Annotated in this window: 12 protein-coding genes; 11 read left to right on the top strand and 1 reads right to left on the bottom strand. The window is 60.9% G+C overall.

Features of this window, described 5'->3' with window-relative positions; translation table 11 throughout:
* On the bottom strand, positions 1–10,199 hold a 10,199-nt coding region (locus ICA16_RS19590), incomplete at its 3' end, for a retention module-containing protein (protein WP_210701307.1).
* A 357-nt stretch (positions 10,200–10,556) separates the two neighbouring features.
* On the opposite strand from ICA16_RS19590, the gene ICA16_RS19585 reads away from it, so the two are divergent.
* The 11 genes from ICA16_RS19585 (at position 10,557) to ICA16_RS19535 (ending at position 24,988) form a co-directional block, all read left to right on the top strand.
* A complete protein-coding gene (locus ICA16_RS19585; RefSeq protein WP_150603984.1) occupies positions 10,557–11,909 on the top strand; it encodes a TolC family outer membrane protein in 1,353 nt (450 codons plus the stop codon).
* A 33-nt stretch (positions 11,910–11,942) separates the two neighbouring features.
* The gene (locus ICA16_RS19580; protein WP_150593771.1) at positions 11,943–14,099 is read left to right on the top strand and encodes a type I secretion system permease/ATPase; all 2,157 of its coding nucleotides are present in this window, start codon (positions 11,943–11,945) and stop codon (positions 14,097–14,099) included.
* Positions 14,089–15,456 (top strand): HlyD family type I secretion periplasmic adaptor subunit, encoded by a 1,368-nt coding sequence (locus ICA16_RS19575; RefSeq protein ID WP_150603983.1) that lies wholly within the window; start codon positions 14,089–14,091, stop codon positions 15,454–15,456. Before ICA16_RS19580 ends, ICA16_RS19575 begins: the two co-directional genes overlap by 11 nt.
* 372 nt (positions 15,457–15,828) lie before the next feature.
* On the top strand, positions 15,829–16,725 hold the full coding sequence (locus tag ICA16_RS19570) for a TauD/TfdA dioxygenase family protein (protein WP_210701291.1): 897 nt from the start codon (positions 15,829–15,831) through the stop codon (positions 16,723–16,725).
* Between the two features lie 18 nt (positions 16,726–16,743).
* Positions 16,744–17,769 carry an ABC transporter substrate-binding protein gene (locus ICA16_RS19565; protein WP_150603981.1) on the top strand — a complete coding sequence of 342 codons (1,026 nt, stop codon included), beginning with the start codon at positions 16,744–16,746 and terminating at the stop codon, positions 17,767–17,769.
* Between the two features lie 4 nt (positions 17,770–17,773).
* Positions 17,774–18,634, top strand: a complete 861-nt coding sequence (locus ICA16_RS19560) for an ABC transporter ATP-binding protein (protein WP_210554438.1) — start codon at positions 17,774–17,776, stop codon at positions 18,632–18,634.
* A 20-nt stretch (positions 18,635–18,654) separates the two neighbouring features.
* On the top strand, positions 18,655–19,521 hold the full coding sequence (locus ICA16_RS19555; RefSeq protein ID WP_210554437.1) for an ABC transporter permease: 867 nt from the start codon (positions 18,655–18,657) through the stop codon (positions 19,519–19,521).
* Positions 19,522–19,656: 135 nt separating this feature from the next.
* Positions 19,657–20,574: a LysR family transcriptional regulator gene (locus ICA16_RS19550; protein WP_210701290.1), complete on the top strand. Its 918-nt coding sequence runs from the start codon at positions 19,657–19,659 to the stop codon at positions 20,572–20,574.
* A gap of 192 nt (positions 20,575–20,766) precedes the next feature.
* A complete protein-coding gene (locus ICA16_RS19545; protein ID WP_210701289.1) occupies positions 20,767–22,305 on the top strand; it encodes an MFS transporter in 1,539 nt (512 codons plus the stop codon).
* A gap of 26 nt (positions 22,306–22,331) precedes the next feature.
* Entirely contained in the window at positions 22,332–23,402 is a 1,071-nt protein-coding gene (locus ICA16_RS19540; RefSeq protein ID WP_150618381.1) for an HlyD family secretion protein, read from the top strand.
* A gap of 32 nt (positions 23,403–23,434) precedes the next feature.
* The gene (locus ICA16_RS19535) at positions 23,435–24,988 is read left to right on the top strand and encodes an efflux transporter outer membrane subunit (RefSeq protein ID WP_228734201.1); all 1,554 of its coding nucleotides are present in this window, start codon (positions 23,435–23,437) and stop codon (positions 24,986–24,988) included.
* Positions 24,989–25,077: the final 89 nt, after the last annotated feature.

Below are 25,077 nucleotides of genomic sequence, written 5' to 3'. Positions count from 1 at the left end.
GGAGCACCGACGGTGGCGGTGTAGACGACATTGCCGCCTTCAGCCGCTGTACCGGTGGCGGTCAGCTTCACGGTGGTGGTGTCGATGGTGTCGGTGACGCTGGTCACGGCTGGTGTTGTGCTTGGTACCAGGTTTTCGAAGTTGCCACCGGTAGCGTTGGTGATGGTTGCCTGCACGGAACCGGCGTCTTTGTAGACGTCATCGGATGGCGCAGGAATGGTCACGGTGCCAGTGGTTTTGCCAGCGTCGATGGTGATAACCGAGCCGTTGCTTAGGGTCACGGTGACTGGCGAGCCAGCGGCGTTGGTCAGGGTGGCGGTGTAAGTGATCTGGCCACCCTCGGCCACGCTGCCGGTCGCGGTCAGCGACAGGTTGGTGGTGTCGACGGTGTCGGTCACGGTTGTCGAAACCGGAGTCTTGTCGGCTACGAGGTTTTCGAAGTTGCCGCCGGTTACGTTGGTGATCGAGTTGGTGATCGGCGCGTGGCCAGTCAACGCATCGTTCGGCGCAATGAAGGTCGCGGTGCCGGTCGTCTGGCCCACACCGATGGTGATGGTCTGGCCGTTGGCCAAGGACACGATGACAGGCGAGTCGGTGACAGGCGCGCCGACAGTGGCGGTGTAGACGACGTTGCCGCCTTCAGCCGCTGTGCCGGTGGCGGTCAGCTTCACCGTCGTAGTGTCGATGGTGTCGGTGACGCTGGTCACGGCTGGTGTTGTGCTTGGCACCAGGTTTTCGAAGTTGCCACCTGTGGCGGTGCTGATCGTTGCCTGCACGGAACCTGCGTCTTTGTAGACGTCGTCGGCGGGTGCAGGAATGGTCACGGTGCTGGTGGTTTTGCCAGCGTCGATGGTGATTACCGAGCCGTTGCTCAGGGTCACAGTCACCGGCGAGCCAGCCGCGTTAGTCAGGGTCGCGGTGTAGGTGATCTGGCCACCCTCGGCCACAGAACCAGTCGCCGTCAGCGACAGATTGGTAGTGTCGACGGTGTCGGTCACGGTGGTGCTGACCGGAGTTTTGTCGGCTACGAGGTTTTCGTAATTGCCGCCGGTTACGTCAGTGATTGCGTTAGTAATTGGCGCATGACCGGTCAACGCATCGTTCGGCGCGGTGAAGGTCACGGTGCCAGTGGTCTGGCCAACACCGATGGTGATGTTCTGACCGTTAGCCAGAGTCACGGTGACTGGCGAGCCAGTTACCGGGGCGCCAACAGTCGCGGTGTAAGTAACAGTGCCGCCTTCTGCCGCCGACTCGGTCGCGGTCAATTTGACGGTCGACGTGTCGATGGTGTCGGTGACGTCGGTCACGGCTGGAACGATGCTTGGCACCAGATTCTCGAAGTTGCCGCCAGTGGCAGTCGAAATAGTCGCCTCGACTTTGCCCGCATCTTTGTAAACGTCATCGGTGGGAGCCGGAACGGTCACGGTGCCAGTGGTTTTGCCAGCGTCGATGGTGATGACGGCGCCGTTGCTCAGGGTCACAGTCACCGGGGAGCCAGCGGCGTTAGTCAGCGTCGCGGTGTAAACAATCGAGCCGCCTTCAGCCACAGTGCCGGTCGCGGTCAGCGACAGGTTGGTGGTGTCAGCGACATCAGTCACAGTGGTCGAAACCGGCGTCTTGTCGGCCACGAGATCTTCGTAGTTGCCGCCGGAAACGCCTGTGATCGAGTTGGTCAGCGGTGCATTGCCGGCCAGCGCATCGTTCGGCGCGGCAGCGGTCACGGTGCCGGTGGTCTGGCCAACAGCGATGGTGATGTTCTGGCCGTTGGCCAGGGTTACGACAACTGGCGAACCAGTCACCGGGGCGCCAACGGTGGCGGTGTAAGTGACGGTGCCGCCTTCAGCGACGGAAGTATCGGCAGTCAGTTTGACCGTCGAAGTATCAATGGTGTCGGTGACGTCAGTAACGGCTGGAACGGTGCTTGGCACCAGATTCTCGAAATTGCCGCCGGTGGCCGTGGCAATGGTCGCTTCGACTTTGCCGGCGTCTTTATAGACGTCATCGGTCGGAGCCGGAACGGTCACGGTGCCGGTCGTTTTGCCCGCCTCGATGGTGATCACCGCGCCGTTGCTCAGGGTCACAGTCACTGGCGAGCCGGCAGCGTTGGTCAGCGTCGCGGTGTAAACAATCGAGCCGCCTTCAGCCACAGTGCCGGTCGCGGTCAGCGACAGGTTGGTGGTGTCAGCGACGTCAGTCACAGTGGTCGAAACCGGCGTCTTGTCGGCCACGAGATCTTCGTAGTTGCCGCCGGAAACGCCTGTGATCGAGTTGGTCAGCGGTGCATTGCCGGCCAGCGCATCGTTCGGCGCGGCAGCGGTCACGGTGCCGGTGGTCTGGCCAACAGCGATGGTGATGTTCTGGCCGTTGGCCAGGGTTACGACAACTGGCGAACCAGTCACCGGGGCGCCAACGGTGGCGGTGTAAGTGACGGTGCCGCCTTCAGCCACCGAAGTATCGGCAGTCAGCTTCACGGTCGAGGTGTCGACGGTGTCAGTGACGTCGGTAACGGCCGGAAGAGTGCTCGGCACCAGGTTTTCGAAGTTGCCGCCGGTGGCGGTCGAAATGGTCGCCTCGACTTTACCGGCGTCTTTATAGACGTCATCGGTAGGAGCCGGAACGGTAACGGTACCGGTGGTTTTGCCAGCCTCAATGGTGATCACAGCGCCGTTGCTCAGGGTCACAGTCACCGGCGAGCCAGCGGCGTTAGTCAGAGTCGCGGTGTAGGTGATCTGGCCACCCTCGGCCACAGAACCGGTCGCGGTCAGTGAGAGATTGGTAGTGTCGACAGTGTCAGTGACGTTCGTCGAAACCGGCGTCTTGTCCGCCACCAGATCTTCGTAATTACCGCCGCTCACCTCAGTGATCGCGTTGGTAATCGGCGCATGACCCGCCAACGCGTCGTTTGGCGCAATGGTGGTCGCGGTGCCGGTAGTCCGGCCCACGCCGATGGTGATCGTCTGCCCGTTCGCCAGGGTCACGACAACTGGGGAACCGGTTACTGGAGCGCCGACAGTTGCGGTGTAAGTAACAGCGCCACCCTCAGCCGCCGACTCGGTCGCGGTGAGTTTGACGATAGTAGTGTCGATGGTATCGGTAACGTTGGTGACGGCCGGAACAGTGCTCGGCACCAGGTTTTCGAAGTTGCCGCCAGTTGCAGTCGAAATAGTCGCTTCGACTTTGCCCGCATCTTTGTAGACGTCATCAGTCGGAGCCGGAACGGTAACGGTACCGAACGTTTTGCCGGCATCAATGGTGATCACCGCGCCGTTCGACAGGGTCACGGTAACCGGAGTGCCGGCCGGGTTGGTCAGCGTAGCGGTGTAAACAATCGACCCACCTTCAGCCACCGAGTCGGTCGCGGTCAGGTTCAGGTTGGTGGTGTCGTTGGTGTCCGAAACCGCGGTGTCAGCGGGCTTGCCGTCGACAGCGAGTTTTTCATAGTTGCCGCCGGTGGCGCCGTCGATGGTCACGCTCAGCGAGCTGCCGCCCGCCAATGGGCTGTTCGGCGCGACGAAGTTTACGGTGCCGGTGGTTTCGCCCACGGCGATGGTGATGGTCTGGCCGTTGGACAGGGTCACCACGACTGGGGAGCCGGTCACCGGTGCGGTCACGGTCGCGGTGTAAACCACGGTTTCGCCTTCGGCGACGTTCGCGGTGGCGCTCAGCGACACGGTGGAGGTGTCGATGGTGTCGTTGACGGTGGTCACGGCCGGCACAGTGCTCGGCACCAGGTTTTCAAAGTTGCCACCAGTAGCAGTCGAAATGGTCGCTTCAACTTTGCCGGCATCTTGGTAAACGTCATCGCTCGGGGCTGGAACGGTCACGGTACCAGTGGTTTTGCCCGCCTCGATGGTGATCACCGCGCCGTTCGACAGGGTCACGGTCACTGGCGAGCCAGCAGCGTTGGTCAGGGTCGCGGTGTAGGTGATCTGGCCGCCTTCATTTACCGAACCGGTGGCGCTCAGCGACAGGTTGGTGGTGTCGGTGGTGTCGGTCACGGTCGTGCTGACCGGGGTTTTGTCGGCCAGCAGATTTTCGTAGTTGCCGCCGGTTACGTCGGTGATCGAGTTGGTCAGCGGGGTGTGACCGGTCAAGGCATCATTCGGCGCAGTCGTTGTCGCAGTGCCAGAGGTTTGGCCGACACCGATGGTGATGGTCTGACCGTTAGCCAGGGTCACTACAACTGGAGAACCGGTTACTGGCGCGCCGACAGTTGCGGTGTAAGTAACAGTGCCGCCTTCAGCCGCCGATTCGGTCGCGGTGAGTTTGACGGTCGAGGTGTCGATGGTGTCAGTAACGTCGGTCACGGCTGGTGTGGTGCTTGGAACCAGGTTCTCGAAGTTGCCGCCAGTCGCTTCCTTGATAGTGACTTCGACTTTGCCAGCGTCTTTATAGACGTCATCGGATGGGGCCGGAACGGTCACGGTGCCGGTGGTTTTGCCTGCTTCGATGGTGATTACAGAGCCGTTGCTCAGAGTCACGGTCACTGGCGAACCAGCAGCGTTGGTCAGGGTCGCGGTGTAGGTGATCTGGCCACCCTCGGCCACGGAGCCGGTCGCACTCAGCGACAGATTGGTGGTGTCGACCGTATCGGTCACCGAAGTCACGGCCGGCGATTTGTCCGCCACCAGATTTTCGTAGTTGCCGCCGCTGGTGCCGTCGATCTTCACGCTCAGGGTATTGCCACCCGCGAGTGCATCGTTCGGTGCAGTGAAGTTGACGGTGCCGCTGCTGGCGCCGACCGGGATGGTGATGGTCTGGCCGTTGGACAGGGTCACGACAACCGGCGAACCCGTAACCGGCGCGGTGACGGATGCGGTGTAAACCACCGCGCCACCTTCAACGGTGCTGGCCGTGGCGGTCAGCGATACGGTGCTGTTGTCGATGGTGTCGGTCACGTCGGTGACGGCCGGGGTCTTGTCGACCACCAGGTTCTCGAAGTTGCCGCCGGTAGTTTTGGTGATGCTCGCGTCGACTTTGCCGGCGTCCTTGTACACGTCATCGCCAGGTGCTGCGACGGTGGCGGTGCCGGTAGTCGCGCCTTTGGCGATGTTGATCACCGCGCCGTTGCTCAAGGTCACGGTCATGGCCGTGCCGGCTGCATTGGTCAGTGTGGCGGTGTAGATGATCGAGCCGCCCTCGGCGACCGAACCGGTCGCGCTCAGGCTGATATTGGTGGTGTCGACGGTGTCGGTGACGGTGGTGACCACCGCCGAACGGTTGGCATCGACCTGCTCGAAGTTGCCGCCGCTGTGGCTGGCAATCGCGGTCTGCACTTTGCCGCCATCGATATACGGCGTGTTCGCTGGCGCGGCGAAGTTCACCGATCCCTGAGTGGCGCCGGCAGCAATGTTGATGACTGCGCCGTTGGCCAGGGTCACGGTCATGGCGGTGCCGGCCGGGTTGCTCAGAGTCGCGGTGTAGGTGATCTGGCCACCTTCGCTGACGGTGTCGCTTGCGGTCAGGGTCAGGCTGGTCTTGTCGACGGTGTCATTGACGGTGGTGCTGACCGGCGTCTTGCTGACGTCGAGCTTCTCGAAGTTGCCGCCGCTTGCATCGGTCATGGTCACGGTGAGCTTGCTGACGTCTTTATAGACGTCATCGCTCGGTGCCGGAATGGTCACCGAACCCGTGGTTTTACCGGCCTCGATGGTGATGGTCTGGCCGTTGCTGAGGTTGACGGTTACCGGCGTTTGCGCGGCGTTGGTCAGGGTCGCGGTGTAGGTGATCGACGTGCCTTCGAGCACATAGCTTTCGGCGCTGAGGGTCAGGTGCGTGGTGTTGATCGTGTCGGCAACGTTGGTGACCGCAGGCGTGGTGCTCGGAACGAGGCTCTCGAAGTTGCCGCCGGTAGCGTCCTTGATGGTCACTTCGACTTTGCCGGCGTCTTTATAGACGTCATCGGCAGGTGCCGGAACAGTCACGGTGCCAGTGGTCTTGCCGGCGTCGATGGTGATGGTCGAGCCGTTGCTCAGGGTCACGGTCACCGGGGTGCCGGCCGGGTTGTTCAAGGTCGCGGTGTAGACGATCTGTCCGCCTTCGTTGACGTTACCGGTGGCAGTCAGCGAAACGGTGGTGGTGTCGACGGTGTCGGTCACGGTGGTGCTGACCGGGGTTTTGTCAGCGACCAGGTTTTCGTAGTTGCCGCCGCTGACGTTGGTGATCGAGTTGGTCAGCGGTGTATGGCCGGCCAATACATCGTTCGGTGCGGTCGCGGTCGCGGTGCCTGTGGTCTGACCCACGGCAATGGTGATGCTCTGGCCGTTTGCCAGGGTCACCACGACAGGTGAACCCGTCACTGGCGCGCCGACGGTAGCGGTGTAGATGACGCTGCCACCTTCAGCCGCGGTTTCGCTGGCGGTCAGTTTGACGGTGGTGGTGTCGACGGTATCGGTCACGTCGGTGACGGCCGCAACGGTGCTTGGCACCAGATTCTCGAAGTTGCCGCCGGTAGCGTCCTTGATGGTCACTTCGACTTTGCCGGCGTCCTTGTAGACGTCATCGGCTGGCGCTGGAACGGTCACGGTGCCGGTGGTCTTACCGGCTTCGATAGTGATAACCGAACCGTTCGACAAGGTCACGGTAACTGGCGAGCCCGCAGCGTTGGTCAGGGTCGCGGTGTAGGTGATCTGGCCACCCTCGGCCACAGAGCCGGTCGCACTCAGCGACAGGTTGGTGGTGTCCGCTACGTCAGTCACGGTGGTGCTGACTGGAGTTTTGTCGGCCACGAGGTTTTCGTAGTTGCCGCCGGTTACGTTGGTGATCGAGTTGGTCAGCGGTGCATGACCGGCCAATACATCGTTCGGGGCAGTCGTTGTCGCGGTACCGGAGGTCTGGCCAACAGCGATGGTGATGGTCTGGCCGTTAGCCAGGGTCACGGTCACTGGAGAACCTGTCACCGGTGCACCGACAGTCGCGGTGTAAGTGACGGTGCCACCTTCAGCAGCGGACTCGGTCGCAGTCAGTTTGACGGTCGAAGTGTCGACGGTGTCGGTAATGTCAGTGACGGCTGGAACGGTGCTCGGCACCAGGTTCTCGAAATTGCCGCCAGTCGCCGTGGCAATGGTCGCTTCGACTTTGCCAGCGTCTATATAGACGTCATCGGCAGGTGCCGGAACGGCCACGGTGCCGAACGTTTTGCCGGCATCAATGGTGATCACGGCACCGTTCGACAGAGTCACGGTAACTGGCGAGCCAGCGGCGTTGGTCAGGGTTGCGGTGTAAGTGATCTGGCCGCCTTCATTTACCGAACCGGTGGCGCTGAGCGACAGGTTGGTGGTGTCGGTGGTGTCAGTCACGGTGGTGCTGACCGGGGTTTTGTCCGCTACGAGGTTTTCGTAGTTGCCGCCCGTCACGTTGGTGATGGAGTTGGTGACTGGAGCCTGCCCGACCAATGCGTCGTTCGGTGCAGTGAAGGTCACGGTGCCAGTGGTCTGGCCGACAGCGATGGTGATGTTCTGGCCGTTGGCCAGGGTCACGGTCACTGGAGAACCTGTCACGGGTGCACCGACAGTCGCGGTGTAAGTGACGGTGCCACCTTCAGCGATCGAGGTGTCGGCAGTCAGTTTTACGGTCGAGGTATCGACGGTGTCGGTAATGTCAGTGACGGCTGGAACGGTGCTCGGCACCAGGTTCTCGAAATTGCCGCCAGTAGCCGTGGCAATGGTCACTTCGACTTTGCCAGCGTCTATATAGACGTCATCGGCAGGCGCCGGAACGGTCACGGTGCCGGTGGTCTTACCGGCATCAATGGTGATCACGGCACCGTTCGACAGGGTCACGGTGACTGGCGAACCAGCGGCGTTGGTCAGCGTCGCGGTGTAGGTGATCTGCCCACCCTCAGCCACAGAACCAGTGGCGCTCAGCGACAAGTTAGTAGTGTCGGCGACATCAGTCACAGTGGTCGAAACCGGCGTCTTGTCGGCCACGAGGTCTTCGTAGTTGCCGCCGGAAACGCCTGTGATCGAGTTGGTCAGCGGTGCATTACCGGCCAGCGCATCGTTCGGCGCGGCAGCGGTTACGGTGCCGGTGGTCTGGCCAACAGCGATGGTGATGTTCTGACCGTTGGCCAATGTCACGACAACCGGCGAGCCGGTCACTGGCGTGCCAACGGTGGCGGTGTAAGTGACGGTGCCGCCTTCAGCCACCGAAGTATCGGCGGTCAGTTTTACGGTCGAAGTGTCGACGGTGTCAGTGACTTCGGTCACCGCTGGCGTGGTACTCGGGACAAGATTCTCGAAATTGCCGCCGGTAGCAGTGGTAATGGTTGCTTCGACTTGGCCGGCGTCTTTATAGACGTCATCGGCAGGCGCCGGAACCGTCACGGTGCCGGTGGTTTTACCAGCGTCGATGGTGATGACGGCGCCGTTCGACAGGGTCACGGTCACTGGCGTGCCAGCCGGATTGGTCAGGGTCGCTGTGTAGACGATCGAACCACCTTCAGCCACCGTGCCGGTGGCGCTGAGGCTCAGGCCGGTGTTGTCGACCGAGTCGGTGATGGTAGTCACTGCTGGCGTCGGGTTCGGTACCAGGTTTTCGAAATTGCCGCCGGTAGCGCCAGTGATCGTGGTGCTGACGGTGCTGCCGTTGTTATAGACGTCGTTGGCCGGGGTCGGCACGTTGACGGTGCCGGTGGTCTGGCCTGCACCGATGGTGATGGTCGAACCATTCGACAGGGTGACGGTAACCGGTGTTTGCGCCGGGTTGGTCAGAGTCGCGGTGTAGGTGATCTGGCCGCCCTCGACGACACTGCCGGTCGCGGTCAGGGTCAGGCCGGTGTTGTCGACCGAGTCGGTAATGGTGGTCACTGCTGGCGTCGGGTTCGGCACCAGGTTTTCGAAGTTGCCGCCGGTAGCGCCGGTGATCGTGGTGCTGACGGTGCTGCCATTGTTGTAGACGTCATTGGCCGGGGTCGGCACGTTGACGGTGCCGGTGGTCTGGCCTGCACCGATGGTGATGGTCGAGCCATTCGACAGGGTGACGGTAACCGGTGTTTGCGCCGGGTTGGTCAGAGTCGCGGTGTAGGTGATCTGGCCGCCCTCGACGACACTGCCGGTCGCGGTCAGGGTCAGGCCGGTGTTGTCGACCGAGTCGGTAATGGTGGTCACTGCTGGCGTCGGGTTCGGCACCAGGTTTTCGAAATTGCCGCCGGTAGCGCCAGTGATGGTGGTGCTGACGGTGCTGCCGTTGTTATAGACGTCGTTGGCCGGGGTCGGCACGTTGACGGTGCCAGTGGTCTGGCCCGCGCCGATGGTGATGGTCGAGCCGTTCGACAGGGTGACGGTGACCGGTGTTTGCGCCGGGTTGGTCAGGGTCGCGGTGTAGGTGATCTGGCCGCCTTCGGTGACGTTCGGCGCCGTCGTCAGAGTGACGGTGGTGGTGTCGATGGTGTCGGTAACCTGAGTCGTGGCCGGTGTGGTCGGCGGCGTCACGGTGATGCCGTTGCCGCCGGTGGTGCCGGTGACGGTCACGTCGATCTGGGTCGGGTCGTTATAAACCGAGTCGTTCGGTGCCAGCGGTACGTTGACGGTGCCAGTGGTCGAGCCGGCCGGAATCACAATCACCGAGCCGTTGGACAGGGTGATGGTCAGGTCGGTGAGCGGCGCCTGGGTCAGGGTCGCGGTGTACACCAGCACGCCGCCGGCTTCGGTGATGGTCGGTGTGGCGCTGAGGCTCAGGGTCGAATCACGCAGGGCATTCGTCGTCGTGTCAGTGGTCTGGCCGCCGGTGATGTTCTGTGCAGCCTGACCGGCCGAATTGATGCCCGCCGTCGGGAAACCAATAGTCGGATCAACGCGACCCGCCGTGGCGTCGAGCATCACGAAACTATGACCGCCACCGGCAGCACCACCCGTACCTGCGGCGCTTGGGCCGGCAGCCGTGGCGTCGAGTGCGGTAGTCGGGTCGACACCGGCGGCGATGGCCTGCTGCAGTTCTTCTACAGACGGCGCAGCCTGCGCGGTGGCTTCGGCCAAGTCAGTGCTTGAGTCGGGCGCGCTGGCGCTCCATTGGGTATCGCGACCCAGATCCAGCGTGCGGCCATCAGCCAATTCCAGCGACACGGCGCCCGAAAGACCAGTGTCGATCTGATCGCCGACATACAGTCGATCGCCTTCAACGAGTATGCGGCGTACGCCCTCTGGGGACACCACGAATACCTGACCGACAATGCTTTTGACGATGGCAACAACACTGCTCATTGAAGACTCTCCGGGTGTCACGTTCAGTTGACTTCCATGGACCTGAAGGCATGGATGCCAATTCAGTCTGGACGTACTTTAAAAATTTGCGATACAAGATTGACGCTGTTTTTCGTCAATAATTTGGCTATATTCTTTCGCTATTAACTTTATGCCAAACTATTGACCTTCTGGGTGCCATCCTAAACAATCGTCCCACTAATGTCACATTGATATTCCGCGGCGACCTGTCCTTTTGCGTGTGAACCAGTTCCTGTTTTGAACTTTCCGACATACGGTCAATCCAGTCGCCAATCATCCGACGCTGCAGCACGTTTAGCTGTGATTCAAGACAAGAAGTTCTGGGAAATTTTTACCATGCGTTCGCAATTGCTCAAGGCCATACCCTTCGCCCTCGCCGCGTCTTTCGTACAAGCACAATCCTTACCAGAAGCCATGCAGCAGGCATTGGATGTCCATCCGGAAATCCAGGCAGGGGTCAACAGTCGTTTGGCCGCGGATTATCAATTAAGAGCAGCAAAAGGTGGATACCTGCCCAAGGTCGATCTGCTGGGCGGTTATGGCCGTGAAGGCACCGACAGCGTAACCACCCGCGCCAACGGCGGAGGCAATCACTGGGAGACTTTGAACCGTAGCGAGTCAAGTTTACGTCTCTCGCAAATGGTTTTTGACGGTTTTGCGACCTCCAGCGAAGTTGGGCGTCAACAAGCCACCGTTAACTCCCGCGCCTACTCTTTGCTGGGTACTTCCGAGCGCACCGGACTGACAGTTGCCCAGGTTTATCTGGATGTACTGACCCGTCGTGAATTCGTGCGTCTGGCCGAGGACAACCTCAAGAGCCACCAGCGCATTTACGACCAGATCCAGTTGCGCACCCAGCGTGGCGTCGGCAGTGGCGCCGACCTCGATCAGGCCGAAGCGCGGATGGCCCAGGCGCGCAATAACCTGATCACCGAGCAGACCAACCTCGCCGACTCGGAAACTAATTTCCTCAGCGCCGTTGGCCAGATGCCTGATCAGCTGGAGCGTCCGGCGCCGTTCATGGCGATGATGCCGGCCAACCTCAATGAAGCGCGTCAGCAGATGGTGGAAAACAGCCCGATCCTGCGTTCGGCCGAGTCCGACATCGCCGCTGCCGAAAAGCAGTACGAAACCGCGAAGTCTACGTTCTACCCGCGTTTCGACGCTGAACTGGGCCGCACCGCCGACAACGATCTGGACGGTCAGAACGGCCACAGCAACGAATGGCAGGCCATGTTGCGCATGCGCTTCAACCTCTATTCGGGCGGCAGCAACAAGGCCGATCTGGAATCCAAGTCGTACCTGTCGAACCAGGCGCTGGACATCCGCAACAACGCCCTGCGTCAGTTGAACGAAGAACTTGGCTTGGCCTGGAATGCCCTGAACAACGCCAACGCTCAGGTGCCGATCGCGCAGCAGTACGTCGATCACAGCACCTCGGTGCGCACCGCTTACCAGCGTCAGTTCAGCCTCGGCGAGCGTACCCTGCTCGATTTGCTCGACAGCGAAAACGAGTTGTTCACCGCTTCGCGGCGTCTGGCTGAAATCAAAAACATTCAGTTATTTACTCAGTATCGAATCAAGGCGACCATGGGCGAGTTGCTCAGAAGCCAGGGAGTGGTCGCGCCGTTGGCATCCGTTGTGCAGAACGACGTGAAGCCCAAGGTTCAGCTGCCTGGGATGAATTGAGTTATCCCTTTCAACTGTTAAAGAGTGTCGAGCGTGGAATCAGAAGTCAGTCGAGTTCATCTCAGTCATGATCCACGCGCGTTGCACGACGATCCGTTACTGGACGGTCTGCTCGCCCTTTGCATGCTGCACCAGAAGCCCGCCAGCGCGGCGATGCTGACCACCGGCCTGCCGCTGCCCAAACAACGTCTGAGTGTCGAGTTGCTGCCCCGTGCGGCGGCTCGCGCGGGCCTGCAAGGTCGGGTGTTGCAGCGCAAACTGGAAGAGATTCCAGCGATTGCCATGCCCGCGTTGTTGTTGCTCAAGGACGGCCGCAGTGCCGTCCTGCTCGGCTGGCAAGGTGACAACGAAGCGCGGGTGCTGCTCAGCGAAAGCGACGGCGGCGAATCCGTGGTCAGCCGCGAACTGCTGGCCGACGACTACACCGGCAAGGTCTTCTTCGCCCAGCCGCAGCATAAATTCGACGTCAACCACGGCACGCTGATCCCGCGCGCACGCTCGTGGTTCCGCGACACCCTCAAGCGTTCGCGCTGGCTGTATGCCGACGCCATCGCCGCCAGTTTCCTGATCAACATCATCGCCATGGCCGCGCCGCTGTTCGTGATGAACGTCTACGACCGCGTCGTGCCGAACCAGGCTGAAGCCACCCTGTGGGTGCTCGCGCTGGGCATCACCGGCGCATACATGTTCGACCTGATCCTCAAGAGCCTGCGCAGCCTGTGCCTGGATCTGGCCGGGAAGAAAACCGACCTGATCATCTCCGCCACGCTGTTCGAACGCATCGTTGGCATGTCGATGAAGTATCGCCCGGCGCGGGTCGGTAGCTTTGCGCAGAACATCCATGAGTTTCAGAGCCTGCGCGATTTCCTCGCCTCCTTGACCCTTACCAGCCTGATCGACCTGCCGTTCACCATCCTGATCTTCATCGTCATCGCCATTCTCGGCGGGCATCTGGTGTGGATTCCGGTGCTGGCGTTCCCGATTGCGCTGTTGATTGGCTACGCCTTGCAGAAGCCGCTGGTGGCAACCATGGAACGCACCATGGCCCTCGGTGCCGAGCGTCAGTCGAGCCTGATCGAAACCCTCGCCGGCCTTGATGCAGTCAAGGTCAATAACGCCGAAAGTGAGCGTCAGTACCAGTGGGAGCAAACCATCGGCACCCTCAGCCGCCTTGAACTGCGGGTGAAAATGCTTTCCGGTCTGGCGATGAACATCACCCTGCTGATTCAGCAACTGGCCGGGGTGATCATGATCGTCTTCGGCGTGTACCAGATCATCGCCGGCAACCTGAGCATGGGCGGTCTGATCGCCTGCTACATGCTCAGTGGTCGCGCACTCAGCCCGCTGGCTTCGCTGTCGGGCTTGCTGACCCGCTATCAGCAGGCGCGAGTGACCATGACGTCGGTAGACCAGATGATGGAGCTGCCGCAGGAGCGCAATTTCGAAGAGCGCCCGCTGAGCCGCAAGGTCCTGCAAGGCGCCATCGAGTGCCGTCAACTCAACTTCACCTACCCGGAGCAGCAAAACCCGGCGTTGAAGAACATCAACCTGGTGATTCGTCCCGGCGAGAAAATCGGCATCATCGGCCGCAGCGGCTCGGGCAAGAGCTCGCTCGCCAAACTGCTGGTTGGCCTCTATCAGCCGGACGACGGCGCGTTGCTGGTGGACGGCGTTGATATCCGCCAGATCGACGTCAGCGAGTTGCGCTACAACATCGGCTACGTGCCGCAGGACATCCAGCTACTGGCCGGCACCCTGCGTGACAACCTGGTTTCCGGCGCGCGTTATGTCGAAGACGAGCTCGTGCTGCAAGCCGCCGAACTGGCCGGTGTCCACGAATTCGCCCGCCTGCACCCGCAAGGCTACGAACTGCAAGTGGGCGAGCGCGGGCAAAACCTGTCCGGCGGTCAGCGCCAGAACGTCGCGTTGGCCCGTGCGCTGTTGCTCAATCCGCCGATCCTGCTGATGGACGAACCGACCAGCGCGATGGACAACACCGGCGAAGAACGCCTCAAGCAACGCCTCGCAGCGGTGATTGAAAACAAGACCGTGGTGCTCGTCACGCACCGTGCCTCCCTGTTGTCGCTGGTGGATCGTCTGTTGGTGATCGATCGCGGGCAGATTCTCGCCGACGGCCCGAAAGCTGCGGTGATGGAAGCGTTGAAGAAGGGGCAGATCAGTGTTGCTTAAGTCGGGTTTCAAGGATTCGATCCGTCGCTACTTCAAAGGCACTGCATCGCTGCAGGGCCAGCCGCTGCCAGAGGTCAACAAGGCGCTGATCGAAGACGCCCCGCGCGTCGTGCGCCTGACCATCTGGGCGATCATCGGCTTCTTTGTATTCCTCATGCTCTGGGCCAACTTCGCCGTGATCGACGAAGTGACCAAGGGCGACGGCAAGGCGATTCCCTCGTCGAAGATCCAGAAAATCCAGAATCTGGAGGGCGGGATCGTTTCCGAACTCTTCGTCAAGGAAGGCCAGATCGTCGAAGCCGGCGCACCGCTGATTCGCCTCGATGACACGCGATTTGCCTCCAACGTCGGCGAAACCGAGGCTGATCGGCAGTCGATGTTGCTGCGCGTCGAGCGCCTGAGCGCCGAGGTCGATGACCGCCCGCTGAATTTCCCGGAAGACGTGGTCAAGGCCGTTCCCGTCCAGGCGAAAAGCGAAGAATCGTTGTACATCAGCCGTCGTCAGCAACTGCACGACGAGATCGGTGGCTTGCAGGAGCAGTTGATCCAGCGTCAGCAAGAGCTGCGCGAGTTCAGCTCCAAGCAGGCGCAGTACCGTCAGCAGCTGAGTTTGCAGCGTCAGGAAATCAACATGTCCGAGCCGCTGGTGGCGCAGGGCGCGGTGTCCCCGGTTGAAGTACTGCGCCTCAAGCGTGCCGAAGTGGAAACCCGTGGTCAGCTCGACGCCACCACGTTGGCGATCCCACGCGCCGAGTCGGCGATCAAGGAAGTGCAGCGCAAGGTTGATGAGACGCGCGGCAAATTCCGCAGCGAAGCGCTCACTCAGTTGAACGAAGCGCGCACCGATCTGAACAAGGCTCAGGCCACCGGCAAGGCACTGGAAGACCGCGTCAGCCGTACGCTGGTGACATCGCCGGTGCGCGGCATCGTCAACAAATTGCTGGTCAACACCATCGGTGGCGTGATTCAGCCGGGCAGCGACATGGTCGAAATCGTACCGCTGGACGACACTTTGCTGGTCGAAGCCAAGATCCGTCCGCAGGACATCGCGTTCCTGCATCCGGGGCAGGAAGCGATAGTGAAATTCACCGCGTATGACTACACCATTTACGGTGGGCTGAAAGCCCAGCTGGAGCAGATCGGCGCCGACACCATCACCGACGAAGACAAGAAAACCACTTACTACATCATCAAGGTGCGCACCGAACGCAGCCACTTGGGCACCGATGAGAAGCCGTTGTTGATCATCCCGGGCATGGTGGCGTCGGTGGATATCATTACCGGCAAGAAGTCGGTGTTGAGCTACCTGCTCAAGCCGATCATTCGCGCGCGGGCCGAGGCGTTGCACGAGCGTTGATTCTCTAGTGGCCTTACTTGCCTCATCGCGAGCAGGCTCACTCCTACAGTGGTTTTCCGTCGTACACAAAATTTGTGTCCAATGAAGATCAACTGTAGGAGTGAGCCTGCTCGCGAAAGCGTCCAGCCAGTCGCCACATCAGGCCAACAAGTGACAAAAACCGTCACTCACCACCCAATCCATTCCTCACCAATCGCCATATCGTTATTCGCTAACGGTATTTAATTTCCGATTCTTATAGCTTTAAAGTCACTTCCCTGCGTACCTGCCGACCAATCGGCGCGCCGCACGACCTGAACGAACACGCAATCCAGCGTGAGTTTCTGATCGACGTGCGCGCCCTGTGAGCGTGCCGTGCGTGGGAGATTATTGATGTCCGCAGCCACTGCCTCTTCTAGCGCCGCGATCGCCGCGCCGCAAACCTTCGAAATTCGTCCGTTCAGCGGTGCCGTCGGCGCCGAGATCATCGGCCTCGACCTGACCCGCCCGATCAATGATCAGGACTTCGCCCGCATTCACCGTGCGCATCTGGATCACCACGTTGTGGTCTTTCGCGACCAGCGCATCACCCCTCAGCAACAAATCGACTTCAGTCGCCGCTTCGGCGTGTTGCAGATCCACGTGCTCAAACAGTTCCTGCTGGCCAATCACCCGGAAATCCTCATCGTTTCCAACATCGTCGAGAACGGCCAGAACCTCGGTCTGGGCGATGCCGGCAAGTTCTGGCACTCGGACCTTTCCTATAAAGAACTGCCAAGCCTCGGCTCGATGCTGCACGCGCAGGAATTGCCGTCCGAGGGCGGCGACACCTTGTTTGCCGATATGCACAAGGCCTGGGACAGCCTGCCCGACGCGCTGCGCAAAGCGGTCGAGGGGCGCTTCGCTGCGCATTCCTACACCGCGCGTTACAGCGAAACCAAATTCGAAGGCAACTGGCGCCCGACTCTGACCCCGGAGCAACTCGCCCAAGTCGCGGAAGTGGTGCACCCGGTGGTGCGCACTCACCCGGAAAACGCTCGCAAGGCGTTGTTCGTCAGCGAAGGTTTCACCACGCGCATCGTCGGTCTGCCGGAAGATGAAAGTCAGCAACTGCTGGCTGAGCTTTACGCCCACAGCGTGCTGCCGCAAAACATCTACCGCCATCAGTGGCAGCCCCACGACCTGGTGTTCTGGGACAACCGCTCGCTGATCCACCTTGCCGCCGGCTGCCCTGCGCACCTGCGCCGCAAGCTGTATCGCACGACCATCCAGGGCGACGCGCCTTTCTGATTTGCCGGAGATTCGATCATGTCCAAACGTCTTCCATTCGCCCCGTTGGCCGCCGCCATTGGCCTCGGCTTCAGTCTGATCGCCGGTAGCCTGGTGGCGCCGACCGTGGCCCACGCCGAAGGTGAAATTCGCATCGCCGAGCAGTTCGGCATTGTCTATTTATTGCTCAATGTGGTGCGCGATCAGGGCCTGATCGAGAAGTACGGCAAGCAGGAAGGCCTCGACATCAAGGTCGACTGGACGCAGCTTTCGGGTGGCGCGGCAGTAAACGATGCGCTGCTGTCCGGTTCCATCGACATTGCCGGCGCCGGTGTCGGCCCGTTGCTGACCATTTGGGATCGCACCCACGGCAAGCAGAACGTCAAAGCCGTGGCTTCGTTGGGCAACTTCCCTTACTACCTGGTGAGCAACAACCCGAAGGTCAAAACCATTGCTGACTTCACCGAGAAAGATCGCATTGCAGTGCCGGCGGTGGGCGTGTCCGTGCAATCGCGTTTCCTTCAATACGCGGCTGCCAAGCAGTGGGGCGACAAGGAATTCAATCGCCTCGATAAATACACCATCGCCGTTCCGCACCCGGACGCGACCGCTGCGCTGATCGCTGGCGGCACCGAATTGAGCGGGCATTTCTCCAATCCACCGTTCCAGGATCAGGCGCTGGAAAACCCCAATGTGCATGTCGTGCTTAACACCTACGACCTGCTCGGCCCGAACTCGCCGACCGTGCTGTTCGCCACCGAGAAATTCCGCAACGAAAATCCGAAAACCTACAAAGCCTTCGTCGAAGCGCTGACCGAAGCCGCGCAATTCGCCCAGAACGATAAAGGCGCGGCAGCCGACACTTACATCCGCGTGACCAAAGCCAAAATCGATCGTGCAGCCCTGCTGAAAATCATCGATAACCCCCAGTTTGAATTCAGCGTTACGCCGAAAAATACTTATCCACTGGCCGAATTCCTCTACCGCGTCGGTGCGATCAAAAACAAACCGGAATCGTGGAAGGATTACTTCTTCCAGGATGCCAAACCGTTGCAAGGGAGCTGATCGAATGAATGCCCTTTTGCAAGGCCACGTGGCCAGCAACCCGATCGCCAGCACGCAAGCGCTGCTGGCGGTGGACCAGGTCAGCCTCGAATACCGCACGCCGCAACGTGTTGTGCGAGCCACCCATCAAGTCAGTTTCGACGTCGATCAGCAGGATCGCTTCGTATTGCTTGGCCCGTCCGGCTGCGGCAAATCCACACTGCTCAAAGCCGTCGGCGGTTTTATCCAGCCGTGCGAAGGCGAGATACGCTTGCAAGGTCAGCGAGTCGATGCGCCCGGCCCAGACCGGATCGTGGTGTTCCAGGAATTCGATCAACTGCCGCCATGGAAAACCGTCAAACAGAACGTGATGTTTCCGCTGCTGGCCTCGCGCACGCTGAAGAAGAAAGAAGCTGAAGAGCGTGCGCTGCACTATCTGGAAAAGGTCGGACTGTCAGCGTTTGCCGATGCCTATCCGCACACCTTGTCCGGCGGCATGAAAGCGCGCGTGGCGATTGCTCGAGCACTGGCGATGCAACCGAAAATCCTCCTGATGGACGAGCCGTTCGCCGCGCTGGATGCGCTGACCCGCCGCAAGATGCAGGAAGAATTGCTGCTGCTCTGGGAAGAGGTGCGTTTCACCTTGCTGTTCGTCACTCACTCGATTGAAGAGGCGCTGGTGGTCGGCAATCGCATTCTATTGCTGTCGCCGCATCCGGGGCGTGTGCGGGCCGAAGTGCACAGCCATCAATACGATTTGCAAAGCCTTGGCGGCGGGGCGTTTCAGGAGTCGGCGCGACGGATTCATCGACTGTTGTTCGACGAGGGCCAGTCTCCGAAAACCGAGCGTGAACACGACTTCAACGACATTCGCATCGCTTATTGAGCGGCCAGGAGAATCACCCGATGAGCCATTCATCATCTGTGCGTCAAGCGTTCGAAACGGTTCTGGAGCCGCTGACCAGTGTTCCGGTCGAGCGTGAATTGGCCCTGGGACAGCGGCTGTGGCAACAAGGCTGGCTGCGTAAAAGCCTGATCCTGATCGTGCTCGCAGTGTTGTGGGAAATCGTTGCCCGAGTGCAAAACAACGATCTGCTGCTGCCGAGTTTCGTGCAGACCAGCCATGCGCTGTACGACGGCCTGCTCAGCGGCGAGTTGCTGGGCAAGGTGTGGATATCTTTGGTGGTGCTGATCAAGGGCTATCTGATCGGCATCGTGCTGGCCTTCGCCCTGACCACTTTGGCGGTTTCGACGCAACTGGGTCGCGATCTGCTCAGTACGCTGACGTCGATGTTCAACCCGCTGCCGGCGATTGCGTTGCTGCCGCTGGCGTTGCTGTGGTTTGGGCTGGGACAGAACAGCCTGATTTTCGTGCTGGTGCACTCGGTGTTGTGGGCGCTGGCGCTCAACACTTATGCGGGGTTTCTTGGTGTTTCGGAGACCTTGCGCATGGCCGGTCGAAATTACGGTCTGAAGGGTATGCGTTTTGTCCTGTTCATCCTGATTCCGGCGGCGCTGCCGTCGATACTCGCCGGGTTGAAAATCGGCTGGGCGTTCGCCTGGCGCACCTTGATCGCGGCTGAACTGGTATTCGGCGCGACCAGTGGCAAGGGTGGATTGGGTTGGTACATTTTTCAGAATCGTAATGAGCTGTACACCGACAAAGTGTTTGCCGGGTTGGCAGTGGTGATCCTGATCGGCTTGCTGGTGGAGAATCTGGTATTCGATACGCTGGAGCGGGTGACCGTGAAGCGCTGGGGCATGCAGCGCTGAAAATCAAAAGATCGCAGCCTTCGGCAGCACCTACATGGGTTTGACGGTTCTCCGGTAGGAGCTGCCGAAGGCTGCGATCTTTTGATCTGCTAGCATTGCGCCCAGATCAATCCAGATCAGCCAAGGGTGCTCAGCATGCAACTCCCGGACATGAACCTTCTGGTCGCCCTCGACGCCTTGCTCGACGAGGGCAGCGTGGTTGGGGCCGCGCGGCGGATGAACCTCAGCCCAGCCGCGATGAGCCGAACCCTGACGAGAATTCGCGAAGCCATCGGCGATCCGATCCTCGTGCGCGCTGGCCGTGGTCTGGTGCCGACGCCCAAGGCATTGGAATTGCGCGAGCAGGTGCGTGATGTCGTCGAGCAGGCGGCGCTGCTGTTCCGCTCGGCTGATGACGTGGAGCTGGGCACTTTGCGCCGCCGTTTCAGCATTCGCGCCAATGACTTCTTCATCGGCGTTTATGGCGGCAAGCTCTTCGACACGCTGGATCATATGGCGCCGCACTGCGAATTGCGCTTCGTTCCGGAAGGCGATGGCGACGATGAGGCGCTGCGTGAAGGACGCATCGACCTGAGCGTCAGCAACACCCGGCCGATCACCCCGGAAGTGAAAGTGCAAAATCTGTTCTCCACACACTTCGTCGGGCTGGTGCGCGAGGATCATCCCTTGCTCGATGGCGAAATAACCGCTGAGCGCTATGCCGGGTTTTCCCATATCAGCATGTCCCGCCGGGGCATCGCCCGTGGCCCCATCGATACGGCGCTGAATGCGCTGGGGCTGGAGCGGCGGGTGGCGGTGATCGCGCCGAGTTTCCATGCGGCGATGTTCGCTTTGCCGGACTCTGACCTGATCCTGCCGGTGCCTAAGGAGGCACTGTTGAGCGTAAGGCGCCTGGGATTGAAATTGCGCTCATTCGATCTGCCGATTCCGCTGCCAACGCTGATGCTGACCCAGGCCTGGCACCCGCGTTTCGACAAGGATCCGGCGCACCGCTGGCTGCGTGAAACCCTCAAGAGTTGCTGCGATGAGACGTGGCTCGCAGCCCAACCTTGAAGAGCAAAAGATCGCAGCCTTCGGCAGCTCCTACATTGAAATGCATTCCCCCGTAGGAGCTGCCGAAGGCTGCGATCTTTTGATCTTCCATAGTTGTGTCTGACGCACTTATAACCTGCCAATAAGTCAATTTTCGTCAGCACTAAGCCCGACTAATATGCTCCGGTATTTCCACCCCCGGAGTTTTCATTCATGACATCCCTGACGGTCCCGGCACCCATCGCCGCGGCCAGCCCGGCGACGGCGGTCACGCCCCCGGTGTTCGGGGCGCGGATCATCATCGGGCTGGTCGGCGTGCTGCTGGCGGTGCTGGTGTCGGGCCTCAACGAGATGGTGACCAAGGTCGCCCTGGCCGACATTCGCGGCGCACTGAATATCGGTTACGACGAAGGCACCTGGCTGGTTGCCAGTTACACCGCCACCTCCGTCGCGGCCATGGCCTTCGCGCCGTGGTGCTCGGTGACCTTCTCGTTGCGCCGTTTCACCCTCTGCGCGATCAGCCTGTTCACCTTGCTCGGGTTGCTCAGTCCGTTCGCCCCGAATTACGAAAGCCTATTGCTGATGCGCACCTTGCAAGGGTTGGCGGGCGGCGCGTTGCCGCCGATGCTGATGACTGTTGCGCTGCGCTTCCTGCCGGCCAATTTCAAACTCTACGGCCTGGCCGGTTACGCGCTGACCGCCACTTTTGGTCCGGGCCTCGGTACACCGCTGGCCGGGTTGTGGACCGAATACGTCGGCTGGCAATGGACGTTCTGGCAAATCATCGTGCCGTGCCTGATCGCCATGGTGATGGTGGCGTACGGCATCCCGCAGGATCCACTGCGCCTTGAACGTCTCAAGGCGTTTAACTGGAAGGGCCTGCTGCTGGGCTTTCCGGCGATCTGCATGTTGGTGATCGGCCTGTTGCAGGGCAATCGGCTGGACTGGTTCGAGTCGAACCTGATCAGCGCGTTGCTAATCTCAGGATCGCTGCTACTGGTGGCGTTTCTGATCAACGAGTGGTCGCAGCCGATTCCGTTTTTCAAGTTGCAGATGCTCGGTATCCGCAACCTGGCGTTCGCGTTGATGACCCTGGCTGGCGTGTTGATCGTGCTGCAAGCCGTGGTGTTGATTCCGTCGAGCTATCTGGCGCAAGTGCAGGGTTATCGCCCGGTGCAAACCGCGCCGATCATGCTGATCGCGGCGTTGCCGCAGTTGATCGCGCTGCCGCTGGTGGCGGCCTTGTGCAACCTGCGCTGGGTCGACTGCCGTTGGGTGCTGGGGATCGGTTTGAGCATGCTGACGCTGTCCTGTCTCGGCGGGTCGCTGCTGACTTCGGAGTGGATTCGCGACAATTTCTATGTCCTGCAATGGCTGCAGATTTTTGGCCAGCCGATGTCGGTGCTGCCGCTGCTGATGCTCTCGACCGGCAGCATCCAGCCCATGGAAGGGCCGTTTGCCTCGGCATGGTTCAACACTGTGAAAGGCTTGGCGGCGGTGGTCGCCACGGGCGTGATCGAAGCGCTGACCACATCGCGTCTGCATTTTCACTCGACCATGCTGGTCGACAGCCTCGGCAATTCGCCTTTGGCCGACCGCAGCGACCCGGGTCTCGCCCATCGCCTCCACGAACAAGCGGTGGTGCTGACGTCTTCCGATCTCTATGTGTGCATGGCGGGCGTCGCTTTGACGCTGATCCTGCTGATTTTCTGGCTGCCGACGCGGATCTTTCCACCGCGCGCGCCGACCTGATTGCTGTACTGAAAATGAAGGTTTCCATGACGACTCAAGCAAAGCAAAAACTCGCGGTGGCTGTGGCGGCCGCGTTGGCTGTTGGCGTGCTGGTGTACCTGGCAATGCCCGGCCTGTTTGGCAAACGTACGCAGCAGAACACTAACGACGCGTTCGTTTCCGCCGACTACACGCTGGTGGTCCCGCGTGTGGCCGGGTTCATCAAGGAAGTGCTGGTGGAAGACAACCAGCAAGTGAAGGCGGGGCAGTTGCTGGCGTTGATCGATGATCGCGATTTGCGCGCTTCTGCCGAGGCGGCGGATGCGCAAACCCTGGTCGCCCGGGCGCAGTTGCAGAACGCCAAGGCGACGCTGGAGCGTCAGACTTCGGTGATCGCTCAGGCGCAAGCTTCGGTGGTGTCGGCCAAGGCTGAAATGGCCTTCGCCAAGCAGGAATTGAATCGCTACAACCACCTCGCCGGTGTGGGTGCTGGCACGGTGCAAAACGCACAACAGGCGCGAACCCGCATCGATCAGGCCACTGCGCACCTCGACACGGCCACCGCGAAACTGGCGGCGGAGCGTAAGCAGGTCGACATTCTCAGTGCCCAGCGAGATGCCGCTGAAGGCAGTTTGAAACACGCGCAAGCGGCGTTGGAAATCGCCAGTTTCGAGCTGTCCTACACGCGCATCACCGCGCCGCAGGACGGCATGGTCGGCGAGCGTGCCGTGCGTGTCGGCGCTTATGTGACGCCGGGCAGCAAACTGCTGGCGGTGGTGCCGTTGAAGCAGGCTTATGTGGTCGCCAATTTTCAGGAGACACAACTGACCGATGTGCAGCCGGGGCAGGAAGTGCAGGTGCGCGTTGATAGCCTGGGTGGCGAAGCGCTGACCGGCCGCGTCGAAAGCATCGCCCCGGCCACCGGCGTGACGTTCGCGGCGGTGAAACCGGACAACGCCACGGGTAACTTCACCAAGGTTGTGCAGCGGATTCCGGTGAAGATCTTGCTTGAGCCGGGTCAGCCATTGGCCGATCGGCTGCGGGTAGGGATGTCGGTGGAGGCGAGTATTGATACGCGCACGTCGGCGACTTCGGTGCGTGAGGTGACTCAGCGATGATGTTCGTTGAATCGACTGGCCCAATCGCTGCGATGCGGCGATCCGACAAGCCAGCTTCCACAGGAATTTTGAAGGCTGTGCAACTTAATCACTCCAGACACAGTTCCCTGTGGGAGCTGGCTTGCCAGCGATTGGGCCAGTGGCAGCAACTCACCTTCGGTGCCTTGCTCACTGTCAGCCTCACCGCCTGCACCGTCGGCCCAGATTTCCAAAAACCCGAAGCCACGCAAATCGCCAACTGGGCCAAGCCATCCCAATCCGCCCCCAGCCAAGCTGTCAGCGAGCCCCTCAACGAGCGCTGGTGGGAAGTCTTCAACGACCCGCAACTGTCGGCCCTGACCCAGCGCGCCGTGCGCAGCAACCTCGACCTGCAACTGGCCAGCAGCCGTCTGCAACAGAGCCGTGCCGCACGTCAGGTCATCACTGCCGAGCGCTACCCGACTACCGCCGCCACCGGCAGTTACGGGCGCAAACGCAACAGCGGCGAAGGCCTGAACGACCCGTCCGGGCACAACGGCGATTCCGCCTTCAACCTGTGGGACGCCGGTTTCTCTGCCTCGTGGGAACTGGATTTCTGGGGTCGCGTGCGCCGCGAAACCGAGGCCGCCGACGCCAACCTCGAAGTCGCTGAAAACGACCGTCGCGGCGTGCTATTGGCGGTGCTCGCCGACACTGCGCAGAACTACATCCAGCTGCGCGGCGTACAGAACACTCGCGCCGTCACCGAGCAGAATCTCGACGTCGCCCGCCACAGCCTCAAGCTCTCGCAGCTGCGTCTCAACGATGGCGTGGCGACCGATCTGGACGTCGCCGAAGCCGCTGCGCAAGTCGCCGCCATCGAGTCGCGCTTGCCTGCACTCGAACAGCGCCAATCGCAACTGATCAACGCGATCAGCCTGTTGATGGGCGAGCCTCCACAGGCTCTTGATAAAGAATTATCCACAGACGCCGCGGTGCCACAGTCGCCGCTGAAAGTTGCTATTGGCCTGCCGTCGCAACTGGCTGAGCGCCGGCCGGACATCCGCCAAGCCGAAGCACGACTGCATGCCGCCACCGCCAACATCGGTGTGGCCAAGGGTGATTTCTATCCGCGCATCACCCTGTCCGGCAACCTCGGTTCGCAAGCGATGCAGCTCAGTGATTTCGGCTCGTGGGGCTCGCGTGCGTTCGGCATCGGCCCGCAGTTCAGTCTGCCGCTGTTCGATGGCGGCCGCCTGCGCGGCGTATTGCAGTTACGCGAAGCCCAGCAACAGGAAGCAGCGATCGGCTATCAGCAGACCGTGCTGCGTGCCTGGCACGAAATCGACGATCAACTGACCGCCTACAACGCCAGCCAACGCCGCCGCGACAGCCTCGCCGAGGCCGTACGCCAGAACCAGATCGCCCTGCGCACCGCGCAACAGCAATATGTCGAAGGCGTGGCCGACTTCGTCAATGTGCTTACTGTGCAAGGTGCGTTGCTCGCAACGCAGGAGCAGTGGGTGGAGAGTTCGACCGGGGTTTCACTGGCGATGGTCGGGTTGTATCGGGCGCTGGGTGGGGGATGGGAGTCGGTGTATCCGCAGAGAGAGATGGCTCAGCGCTGAGGTTGTCATACAGCGATCGAATCAGCGAATTCGCTACGACGCGGCATCTACCGGGCATTCCAGTCAGTAGACGGGTTCACAGGTTGAGG

Source organism: Pseudomonas anatoliensis, assembly GCF_017976235.1.
Lineage (GTDB): Bacteria > Pseudomonadota > Gammaproteobacteria > Pseudomonadales > Pseudomonadaceae > Aquipseudomonas > Aquipseudomonas anatoliensis.
Note: the sequence above shows the minus strand (reverse complement) of the source record. Positions and strands in the feature narration are given on the sequence as shown.

Bases quoted from the DNA above. Each gene is read 5' to 3' on its own strand.
- ICA16_RS19585 (WP_150603984.1), top strand. From the start codon at position 10,557: ATGCGTTCGCAATTGCTCAAGGCCATACCCTTCGCCCTCGCCGCGTCT.
- ICA16_RS19570 (WP_210701291.1), top strand. From the start codon at position 15,829: ATGTCCGCAGCCACTGCCTCTTCTAGCGCCGCGATCGCCGCGCCGCAA.
- ICA16_RS19565 (WP_150603981.1), top strand. From the start codon at position 16,744: ATGTCCAAACGTCTTCCATTCGCCCCGTTGGCCGCCGCCATTGGCCTC.
- ICA16_RS19560 (WP_210554438.1), top strand. From the start codon at position 17,774: ATGAATGCCCTTTTGCAAGGCCACGTGGCCAGCAACCCGATCGCCAGC.
- ICA16_RS19555 (WP_210554437.1), top strand. From the start codon at position 18,655: ATGAGCCATTCATCATCTGTGCGTCAAGCGTTCGAAACGGTTCTGGAG.
- ICA16_RS19550 (WP_210701290.1), top strand. From the start codon at position 19,657: ATGCAACTCCCGGACATGAACCTTCTGGTCGCCCTCGACGCCTTGCTC.
- ICA16_RS19545 (WP_210701289.1), top strand. From the start codon at position 20,767: ATGACATCCCTGACGGTCCCGGCACCCATCGCCGCGGCCAGCCCGGCG.
- ICA16_RS19540 (WP_150618381.1), top strand. From the start codon at position 22,332: ATGACGACTCAAGCAAAGCAAAAACTCGCGGTGGCTGTGGCGGCCGCG.
- ICA16_RS19535 (WP_228734201.1), top strand. From the start codon at position 23,435: ATGCGGCGATCCGACAAGCCAGCTTCCACAGGAATTTTGAAGGCTGTG.